Raw genomic sequence first — 9,168 nt, forward strand, 5'->3', positions numbered from 1 at the left:
CGACAACGTACAAGGATCAACCCTCGTTACGCCCACATCTGCACTATTTCGCCAAAGATATTTGAGACAAATGCAGCCGCAGTCAAACTTGGCTGGCATAGGTAACAGGCGCTCGCGGCCCAGAGCCGACATCCAGCAGCCAACCGAAATGCTGCGGTAGCGCCCGCTTTGCTGCCATTCGCTGCACTAGCGAGAAGGGAGGCCTGTCGAACTCACGAACTGCGGGACAGCGGCGACTTGCATTCGAAATCTAATGCCGTCTTCGCTTCCGGTTAGTTGGGTGTGTATTGGCAACGTAATTTTGCCATGCGATCACGGTCTGTTTCGGGTTATCGCCACTCACCGCGTACACGCCAGTGGCAACAATCAGTGTTGCGGAGCGGGTCTTGTTCTCTTCTGTCAGCCCTTCGGCTTGTGGGTCCCGGAATTCAGAGAGATACGCCACCGCCGAAACTCTCAAACCCGTTTGTTGTTTCGGTTACATCCGCCTCGAAGTGGGCGATCAGGGGCATTACCAGGGGCTCGATATGCTTGTTCCATACGGGTCCTTTGTAGAAACTATCTTTGATCCTGTCTCGTTCCTCGAGCGACGAGAATGCCCGCATCCAGTGGACTTTGTCTGGATTGTCCAGATCCCGCAGAGGGCCAAAGACCAGCATCCCAGCGTCGCGCAATGCAATACGATTCTCTTGTTCAAAGAACTCGATAAACTCCTCACGACGTCCGGGTTTTAATATGTAGCGACGAACTTCGATAATCATGCGCGTAGCCTGTTTGCTTTGAATGTACTCTTGGGGGAAGTCTGTTGAGATTGATCCTTACCGTACCACTTAACGTACTCATTTGTGATACTAGGAACTCAGAACTTCCTGGGTTTCCGCACCCACGTCAATCTTGATAACCCATGATATCTCCCTCCGCACAATGGATGTGGTTGATACTAAATCTCTGTAGAAGTCCGCCAAGTTCGAACAAAGTCTGTCCAGACCCACTAGCCATCGATTGACCGAAACAACGGATCTTGCGCATATGAATTTCATACGTCGAATTTCGGGGCGATGCCGCATGCATTTTCTTGATGAATCCGGTCGAACATCCGACTGCCTCCAGCCGAGGTGACCGAGCCAAAGACGCCTCTTCCTTCGAGTGCCTATTCTAAATGAAATCAGTATATTATCCAGAATCTGTACACCTCCAAAAGCGTCAATCTTGAGTGTGAACTACAGTTCAGCTTGTACTAGAGTTGAATAGTGTTCAGCGCCTTGAACCAAGTTTATTGTGGCTTTTTCACCAAACACACCCTTTAGCGAGTGAGACATTTCAACCGGCGACCAAGTGTCATTAGTCCCGTGCCAAAGGACGACGTCGCACTGCACCGCTGACATAGTTTCGCTCCAATCCGCGACATAGGCGCTGATAAATGCAAGATAGGCCGCTGGCCTCTGTACGAAGCTCTCCGATAGCGCCTTTTTCATAACGCTGACGAAGGTCTCGTCTTCTAAAAGAACTCTTTCCGCAGGGCCGCACTTTGCGAACAATACTTTGACCATAGTTTCTGGAAAAAACCGGGTCAGCAAACTTTGAAGACGCGTCAGAATCCGGAGTATCCTTGGACGCTTCATGGCCAACTCAAAAACCGGTTTTCCCGCCATCTTGGGTAGAAAATCACCTATGAAAAGTGGGGCAGCGGGCGATATCAATGTTAGTCGGCCAACCAGGTTTGGCCTGGACGCCGCAACTTTTATTGCCGCCATGGCGCCGATGGAAAAGCCAACCACATGCACACACTCGCCGTCGTTTTCCCCCAACGCTGTATCTATGGCATCACAAAGATCTGCGTCGATGGCCTTCGGATCAAAGTTCAGCAAATTCAGAGCAATGGCTTCAATACCAGGATTGGCCTTACTTAGTAGCTCCGCATCTGATGGGCTGCCAGGCATACCGTGGCAAAACACTACTTTCTTCATGATCGTATTCCCGAGTGGTTTAAATGTGGCGCCACAGATCAACTGCCAACCGTCAGATCATCTAAAGTTCCACCGTCGCGCAGGAAGTCGCTCCAAACCCAGGCCATGCGGTCTACAAACCACATCTTGCCGCCCGAGATCACAACCATGCCGAGGCAAGTGAACCCTAAGTCGAATGCCCACAGACCATAGGCAAACGGCAAAAGACCAGCGCCGCTGACAATGGCGACCGTATTTGCGACGCGCTTATGATGTTCCGCAACTTTGTCGCGATGCCGCAGCCAGACACGCTCGCCGAGAACACCCTGTGCAGACCAACTGTCGAAAGTCTCCGGCCGCGAAAAAGCGCGTGGGTTGATCCATATCCAGACAAGAACTATGCCGACCGCAAGCCACGCCCAATAATCAATCCATGCTCTGCTCCAGATTGCAAACGCCAGAAGAGGCACGGGTGTCAACACACGGGTCCAAACGGACCAAGGGTTTGCATGTCGCAGCCAAACCTCGTCCTTCATGCCCATAAGGCGTTCGGAAAATCGAGCTATGTCCATCTTTGCAACTCCTGGATCCACCTCTCCGAAAATAGGAGGCGTAGGATTGATTGAAGTGTATGACGACGCTGGGCCGCTCGTCAGTTGGTAGGCGTCTGGTTTCTTATTTGAACCAGGGCTTCAGCCCAGGCATTGGGTTGGTCGTACATCACCATATGGGCAGCGCCGTCGATACGGGTAAAACTCTTCGCTGGAGCCTTCAGGTGTTCGTAATATTCCTGTGCCAGATCGGCTGGCGTGTTCTGGTCTTCTGCTCCGGTTATAAAGTGGACCGGTAGATCTAGGACCGGATGCGAGGTGAAGAGGTCGTATGCACCAACAATCTCGGGCTGTTCAATTGCTGTGCTCGATAGCTCAAGTCCGCGGAGATAGTTTTTAACCTGTGTGTCCGTGTAGTAGGGGCTCTGCCCTTCTAGCACATAAGAGAGGTGGCGATCCCATAGCCCTTCGGTATGAAAGTCTCCAGCTCCATATTCTGCCAAAACATCGCGCTGAACGGTGAGATCTGCCTCGTCTAATGCTTCGAACGGCTCAATCGACTTGAGTTTCCGCTGAGTTTCAACATCGCCACGAACTTTCGCCTGATCCTGGGCCCATTCAAAACCCATGTTCATACTGCGTACCCACGCGACACGCTCAGACGTTGGGATGAACGCGTGATAGGGGGAACTATCCTCTGCGATAGTCATGAAACCCAGCGCGCTGCCCCACGAATGACCGCTCAGAAATATTTTCTCTTGCCCAAAGCGGTCGCGTAGGAGGTTGGTGAGTTGAAGCGTATCCGCCACCAAATTGGATGGCGTGATGTCTTCTACCGTGAGATCTTCGTTGAATGAACTTCCGGCTCCACGTTGATCCCAATGGACAACGACAAAGTTCTCTTCCAACAAGGGCGTGTGGAACAGATCGACCCAGGGCATCACGGCACCACCCGGACCCCCGTGCAAAAATAGCAGGACCGGTTGGGACAAATCACAAGTGCGAATAAGTATTGTTTGCTCAATCCCGCCAAGAACAACTATTTCCTGGGAAACGAAGCTTCCGAAACACTCTATAGCTGCAACATCTTCGCCGCTGCGCGTCACGGCAATTTCTTGACGGTCCTGGGCAAATGACGACCCAGCAAAATTGGCGGCACAGAATGTCAACAGTAAGAGACGGCGTTGAAGTTTGAATGAGTACATTGTTCGCTGCCCATTGGATTAATGCATTGTGGTGGCGTCTCGAATTCGGTTGCGACTTGAACTCAATATCTCAGATAGAGATTGGGCTCGCGCTTGCCATATTCTGGGAGACCAATATCGCGACGCATGTGATTAGATAGGAATGCCAGCTCGCCATGTTTGGGTAAACGCGGGAAAACAGGATCGCCCATAAACGCTGGGCGTTTCGAGACCATAAAAGTAAGATAGTCGAGCCAAGCTTTTACTTTAAGTGGTATTAAGTTTAGCCTTTCGGTCTTTAGAGTTGGCACGTTAGTCACCTGGCGCCTCTCCGGAATTTGAAGGTGGAAGAAAAATGGGGAACCGTTTGAAGTCCCCCGCCATTTTCGAAATCTCGAATGGCTACAGCTAGAACTTGTAGGACACCCGAAGCGCAACAGAGTCAGCCGTGATATCATCACCCGACGTGTCATATGTGTCTCGTATGTATTCAATACCAACCAGAACCCTGTCCGTCGCGCGATAAGTCACGCCAACACCAGCGGAATAGCCGTCTTCGTTCTTGGATCCGCCATCAATGTTTGCATAGCCAATCACGCCATAGAGGTATGTCCGGCCAAATACATGACCACCTTTGAACTTCAGGCGTACAGTATCGACTTTTTCGGCTTTCCCTCCGGACTCAACCTCAGCGCCCGCGTCATAAGTAAGTTCACCACCAATTACGTAACCGTCAAAATCGTGTAGATAACCGGCATGGAGACCCAGAGCTGCATTTCCATTGTCGTTGTTGCCCTCGGAGACATCGATTGTGGATAGTTGCAAGCCCGCATTGAAACCGGTCCAGCTTTCATTTGCCAAGGACAAAGTCGGCATCACGGCTGCCAGTGTGATCATCGTGATAGTCTTCATTTAAAAGGTCCGTTCTCTTGATTGTACGGAAAGACCATCTGGACGCTGGGCATGCGTGATGCGCCAGCGGGAGTGATTTTCCGTTAGTGGGGGTGTTGGAATTACCGCTTTCCGTTTTCCGTCCAGCGGTGATCCAATACTTGGATTAGAGGATGGGTTTGGGTTTGCTGGTCATTTGAATCAGTTTCCCTGATTGGTCATATCGGGCAGTGACCAGCACCCGGCGCGCATGTGCCACCTCTAGCGGGCCACCAACAACTTCCCAAAGCCCGAAGGTAAAAAGATCCAGTGTTCCATGACCTGCTGCTCGCGCCAGGTTCGGTTTTGTCCTGGGCTCAACATCATAGACGGCCACCCAGTCTCCATTGGCTTGTTGCTGCAATTCATCGGGTGAGCCCAACTGGCGTTCTACATTGAACCGGGTGGCCTCCTGGCTAACGACGCTCAGGTCAGGGCCATCTCTGCCAGTCGCTGCCATGTTGGCGGCGCATCCGCTCAGAGCGGCACCAAAGATGAGCGCGACGAACACTGAACGCACAAACTGACTGGAGGTCGCAATGCGTTGCATTGCTAACCATCGAACTCGACCTGCTTCAAAAGAGACTGGGTTCTTCGACCCTATTGATTTATGGGATTTTTTCATGGCCTTTCCATATCCTGATTGAATTGTGCGTTGCATTGGGGGCTTCTGCTTCAAGCAGTTTGTAATCAGAATCCCGAGCAGTTGGCGAATACCCGCCAGGCGAGACATTCGACGCAACTCGGATGGCGAAGTAATTCCACAGACAAGAGCATTCATGACATTCGATCCTGCATCGTGCGCGCAACTCAACCGGATCCGCAAAGCACTACCGCTTGCGGAGTTTGGCTGCGTAAACGCATCGTTAAATTCGGGTTGGCAGGTGAATTACATTGCTCTGCCAGGTGAGTCGGGGTACAAACCGACCATGGGTCTGTATTTGCAGACCGCCGGTCGGTTTGCAAGAGGAAAGTGTATGAAATCTACGAAGCGAAAGAACATGCCGCCCGAAGAACGGCGTGCTCAGCTGCTGGGATGCGCACAGATGTTGTTCTTTTCCAAAGGCTTCGAGGATACAACCATACAAGATGTGCTTGATATGGCGAGTGTCTCAAAGGGCGGGTTTTATCATCACTTCAAATCTAAAGACGAGTTGCTGTTCGGCGTATTGGACGGAATGGCAGAGGGTGTATTTTCGCAGATGGCTGTTGTCGCCTCTGATGAGACCTCCTCTGCGCTCGACCTGTTGCACAGCTTTATCCACCTGCGGGCAAACTACCTGCGTGAACATGACTACCCTGGTCAGGTTGAATTTTTTCGGGTCATGAATCAGGACAAAAACATGGTTCTGCTTGAACAGTTCAAGCGCAGAGTCAGAACCGGTGCTATGCCCGTCCTGACCGGGATCATTCAGAAAGGTCGTGATGAGGGCACGTTTACTGTCGCAGATGTTGATACTGCCGCAGAACTCATTTTGTTCCTAAGCACCTTTATTGATCTCGCGCTGTTGCGCGCGATTGATGCACGGGGATCTGACATAGCCGATCAAGCCGCAGAAAAATTGCAGGCGGCAATCGACATGCAGTTTCTCACACTCGACCGCATTCTGGGATTGCCGGACGGGACAACGGATTTCGGCTGGCCAGAAGCGGTGGAGGTTACCATGGCAACTGTGCCTGCAACTCCTCCATCGGCAAACTAATCTGGCCTAGTCAGCGATTACCTGGTGCAGCATTCGGTAATAAGGGCTCGCCACTGACATTCTCCGCAACACGCGTCAGCGCCGTTTCCCTAAGCCGTCGGATATTGGCGTAAGTCGCAGCGTCAAGAACATTGGGCTCGATGCTGACCTCGGTGCCGTTGCAGCAAAACCCCCTGCCCCGCAAAAACTGAAATAAGGACGGCCCAGAGCCGACATCCAGCAGCCAACCGACATGCTGCGGTCGCAGCCCGCATTCCGGACATTCACGGGACACGCTGAGAGCGCAGGTCGGTCTAAGGTGTGAAGGACGGAGTTGCCGACCAAAAACCAAAGATCAAGATCGGCTTACAAGGTTTTGGTTCTGGATCCTGTTGCATCCGCTTGAGTGACCCCATCAAGAATCCAGCCTATAGCAAGCATGAACCGTTCGCCGCCGTCTCTGGTTGCATAGGTTTGCATGTTCTTTTGTAAGATCGGGGTATCCTCGGGCGCGAGTTGCTTGCCCAACTCCTCACGTATCTGCGGTGGCCGGGTGAGATCGTTGGCGATCGATCCGATGAGTAGCATGGTAATTGCGTCACTCGCTTCGGCGATGGCCCTACCGCTGAACCCACCCGCCCTGAGACATTCAAACATCAGCTCTGTCGTGGTGGCGGTTCCGGGGCCGATGATAGCCTGGCGGACAAAGATCATGCCCGCACCAGGTGTTTCCAATAGCCGCTTTCGAACCTCCTCCAAAAAATCGAGTAAGCGGTCTCTCCAATCTTCCCCTATTCGCAGACCCTGCGCGGCTGCAAGAAAGAGGCTATCAACTGCGAGGGTGGCGAGTTGGTTCTTGTCGTCGATATGATGATAGATCGCCATGGCTGAAACACCGCATTCTTCTGCCACGCGCCGCATTGTCAGTGCGGATGGGTCGCTTGACTTCAAAACGACAAGGGACGCTTCAACAATTTTGTCCACCGTTAAGTCACGGCGTTGGTTTGTTTTTTTTGAGCGTTTAGTGGGTTTGTGCATTTCTTTATTTTACATTGTATAATTAAATATACAAGGTAAAGTTATGTGGATTCGACTTGGGGGGAATGCATGAGTCTGGAAGGTTTGCAAGTTGGTGTGATCGGTGGCAGCATCGCAGGCTGCGCTGCAGCAACAGCGTTGACCCGAGCTGGCTGCAATGTGGACGTGTTCGAACGATCCTCAAAAGGGCTGATGGACCGCGGGTCCGGCATCGGCATTCCGGGCCCTCTACGCGCCACGCTTATGGACAAGGGATATCTTCCTAAGAATTTCCCAAGTTGCGAGATGAAATCGCGTTGGTGGCAGTTTCCCGATCGAAGTCGTGACGGAAAGCGCTTGTGGACCCAAGCGACCCCCGCCTTCGCCAATAACTGGGGGAACCTGTGGCGTGCGCTGCGGAAAACAGTCTCCGATGACATCTATCACGAGGGCAAGATGCTCTTGGATTTCACAGAGACTGCAAATGGCGTCACAGTGACCTTCCAGGACGGTGATACGCGAGACTTTGATCTTCTCATAGGCGCGGATGGATACAACTCTGCGGTGCGCCAAAGGATGCATCCCCACATCGAAACGGACTACGCAGGCTATGTGCTTTGGCGCGGGAATTATCCTGAGGCAGAGTGTGCCGACACCCATTTGATTGAGGCGATCGACAAAGAGACGGCCTGGTTGACTGTCCCTTTTTCGGGCGGACACGGAGTCCTTTACATGATCCCGAATTTTGACGGCAGCGCCGCGACCGGGCAACGCCGTGTGAATTGGGCAGTGTACGCATCCTGTCCTGAAGCACAACCGTTGAACGGCGTCGAATCTATTCCCCCAGGCAGTGTCACGATGGCGGCGTTCGCCGAGCTTCAGATGCTGTTGAACGATCACTTTCCACCCGCCATTCGCAGCCTCCTGGCCCAAACCCGCCACAAAGACGTGTCGATACAGCCGATCTATGACAGCATCGTCGATACCTATGTCAGCAAAAGAACGCTGCTGATTGGCGATGCAGGAACAATGACCCGCCCGCACACCGCAAGCGGGGCTACAAAGGCATTAGAAGACGCGCTGGCGCTGGAAATGCTTGCGGTCGCAGCCAAAGATCTACCTGACCTGCTCAAAAGCTACGACGCCCAACGATGCGGGCAAGCAAAAACCCTCAGTCAAATTGGCCGACGTATTGGCCAGATGCAAGTCGTTGAAACCCCTAATTGGGAGGATATGTCGCCAAAGGATTTTGAGGATCTGCACTCTGCGATCCTGTCAGGTGACAAGCTCTATCTCTACGGTGAGGAAGCGTAAGCCGAAGTGGCGGGCATGACTGGTCCAATTTTGAGCAGCCTTAGAAACTTGATACAGCGGATCTTCTTAAGCGTTTATCGCCCATAATCCACAAAGCGGGCGACCTCTCTTCGATGATGACTGGACAGTCTAGGCTTCTTGCAGCCCCCGGTGTCGCCGCAGCATATTGGCGGCGAGGACTATGCGCGCGGATCACGGCCCTTTCCGGACATACAGTATACGATAACAATACTGCGGTCGCAGCCCGCATTTCTGCCGTTCGCTTCAGGCTCAAAACCCACTACATTGCCGCCGACAATCAAACGATTTCTTGGCATGGCTTTTGGACCCTGCGTATTGTTACCTAAACCACAAAACGCCCTGATTTGCAGGGTACTTCAGACTCGGGCGGCATATGAGCATGAAAGAGGACAAAGTGAGTTCTGACGGCCAATCTTGGAATGTTCCAGGTTTTGGTGTGCATCACTTAGCCAGGCTTCTGGAAAACCGTGGTTCAGATATTGTTGCGCTTCTGAGATCGACCAACTTACCCGTTGATTGTCAC

The 9,168-nt window shown here is 52.4% G+C and carries 9 protein-coding genes; 2 read left to right on the forward strand and 7 right to left on the reverse strand.

Annotated elements, in window-relative coordinates; all coding sequences use genetic code 11:
• Nucleotides 1–428: 428 nt before the first annotated feature.
• The 6 genes from AC2FLE_RS21180 to AC2FLE_RS21205 form a co-directional block, all read right to left on the reverse strand.
• Entirely contained in the window at nucleotides 429–761 is a 333-nt protein-coding gene (locus AC2FLE_RS21180; protein WP_496699579.1) for an NIPSNAP family protein, read from the reverse strand.
• Between the two features lie 459 nt (nucleotides 762–1,220).
• Nucleotides 1,221–1,967: an alpha/beta fold hydrolase gene (locus AC2FLE_RS21185; protein ID WP_496699581.1), complete on the reverse strand. Its 747-nt coding sequence runs from the start codon at nucleotides 1,965–1,967 to the stop codon at nucleotides 1,221–1,223.
• A 38-nt stretch (nucleotides 1,968–2,005) separates the two neighbouring features.
• Entirely contained in the window at nucleotides 2,006–2,518 is a 513-nt protein-coding gene (locus AC2FLE_RS21190) for a DUF6653 family protein (RefSeq protein ID WP_496699583.1), read from the reverse strand.
• A gap of 80 nt (nucleotides 2,519–2,598) precedes the next feature.
• The gene (locus AC2FLE_RS21195) at nucleotides 2,599–3,702 is read right to left on the reverse strand and encodes an alpha/beta fold hydrolase (protein WP_496699585.1); all 1,104 of its coding nucleotides are present in this window, start codon (nucleotides 3,700–3,702) and stop codon (nucleotides 2,599–2,601) included.
• Between the two features lie 387 nt (nucleotides 3,703–4,089).
• The gene (locus tag AC2FLE_RS21200; protein ID WP_496699586.1) at nucleotides 4,090–4,593 is read right to left on the reverse strand and encodes an outer membrane protein; all 504 of its coding nucleotides are present in this window, start codon (nucleotides 4,591–4,593) and stop codon (nucleotides 4,090–4,092) included.
• Nucleotides 4,594–4,738: 145 nt separating this feature from the next.
• A complete protein-coding gene (locus AC2FLE_RS21205; protein ID WP_496699588.1) occupies nucleotides 4,739–5,392 on the reverse strand; it encodes a hypothetical protein in 654 nt (217 codons plus the stop codon).
• A 196-nt stretch (nucleotides 5,393–5,588) separates the two neighbouring features.
• Between AC2FLE_RS21205 and AC2FLE_RS21210 the strand changes: the two genes are divergently transcribed.
• Entirely contained in the window at nucleotides 5,589–6,314 is a 726-nt protein-coding gene (locus AC2FLE_RS21210; protein ID WP_496699590.1) for a TetR/AcrR family transcriptional regulator, read from the forward strand.
• A 345-nt stretch (nucleotides 6,315–6,659) separates the two neighbouring features.
• Here AC2FLE_RS21210 and AC2FLE_RS21215 read toward each other — a convergent pair whose 3' ends face one another.
• Nucleotides 6,660–7,331, reverse strand: coding sequence for a TetR/AcrR family transcriptional regulator (locus AC2FLE_RS21215; RefSeq protein ID WP_496699592.1), 672 nt, complete (start codon nucleotides 7,329–7,331; stop codon nucleotides 6,660–6,662).
• A 69-nt stretch (nucleotides 7,332–7,400) separates the two neighbouring features.
• On the opposite strand from AC2FLE_RS21215, the gene AC2FLE_RS21220 reads away from it, so the two are divergent.
• Nucleotides 7,401–8,624, forward strand: a complete 1,224-nt coding sequence (locus AC2FLE_RS21220; protein WP_496699593.1) for an FAD binding domain-containing protein — start codon at nucleotides 7,401–7,403, stop codon at nucleotides 8,622–8,624.
• Nucleotides 8,625–9,168 lie beyond the last annotated feature (544 nt).

This window comes from Ruegeria sp. CDSA077, from assembly GCF_059612265.1.

Excerpts from the sequence above, each read along its gene's own strand:
- AC2FLE_RS21180 (WP_496699579.1), bottom strand. The coding sequence starts at position 761 with ATGATTATCGAAGTTCGTCGCTACATATTAAAACCCGGACGTCGTGAG.
- AC2FLE_RS21185 (WP_496699581.1), bottom strand. The coding sequence starts at position 1,967 with ATGAAGAAAGTAGTGTTTTGCCACGGTATGCCTGGCAGCCCATCAGAT.
- AC2FLE_RS21190 (WP_496699583.1), bottom strand. The coding sequence starts at position 2,518 with ATGGACATAGCTCGATTTTCCGAACGCCTTATGGGCATGAAGGACGAG.
- AC2FLE_RS21195 (WP_496699585.1), bottom strand. The coding sequence starts at position 3,702 with ATGTACTCATTCAAACTTCAACGCCGTCTCTTACTGTTGACATTCTGT.
- AC2FLE_RS21200 (WP_496699586.1), bottom strand. The coding sequence starts at position 4,593 with ATGAAGACTATCACGATGATCACACTGGCAGCCGTGATGCCGACTTTG.
- AC2FLE_RS21205 (WP_496699588.1), bottom strand. The coding sequence starts at position 5,392 with ATGAATGCTCTTGTCTGTGGAATTACTTCGCCATCCGAGTTGCGTCGA.
- AC2FLE_RS21210 (WP_496699590.1), top strand. The coding sequence starts at position 5,589 with ATGAAATCTACGAAGCGAAAGAACATGCCGCCCGAAGAACGGCGTGCT.
- AC2FLE_RS21215 (WP_496699592.1), bottom strand. The coding sequence starts at position 7,331 with ATGCACAAACCCACTAAACGCTCAAAAAAAACAAACCAACGCCGTGAC.
- AC2FLE_RS21220 (WP_496699593.1), top strand. The coding sequence starts at position 7,401 with ATGAGTCTGGAAGGTTTGCAAGTTGGTGTGATCGGTGGCAGCATCGCA.